This window comes from Arthrobacter sp. (genome assembly GCF_031988865.1).
Taxonomy (GTDB): Bacteria; Actinomycetota; Actinomycetes; order Actinomycetales; family Micrococcaceae; genus Arthrobacter_B.
In genome coordinates this window covers 1-215 of sequence record NZ_DALZXY010000154.1, presented here as the reverse complement: position 1 = coordinate 215, position 215 = coordinate 1, and the positions used below count along the sequence as shown (strand labels likewise).

General features: G+C 71.6%; 1 protein-coding gene. It reads right to left on the bottom strand.

Translation table 11 applies throughout. The features are described 5' to 3' along the window. The coding region (locus RTN46_RS16645) for a PTS fructose transporter subunit IIB (protein ID WP_396157988.1) at window positions 1-215 on the bottom strand (215 nt) is incomplete at both ends.

Genomic DNA, 215 nt, shown 5'->3' with positions numbered 1-215 from the left:
CCACCGCGAAAATCACGGCGTCCGCTGCCCGGATGATCTCCGGGTCCAGTGGTGTGGCACCTGCCGAGCCCTGGGTTTCCACCTGGAGGTCGATTCCCCGTTCGGACGCCGCTGCGGCCAGGGAATCCGCAGCCATGTACGTGTGGGCGATTCCGGTGGGGCACGCCGTCACGGCCACGAGCCGGTGCGGCCCGGCCTCGCCGGTCTGGGCGCCG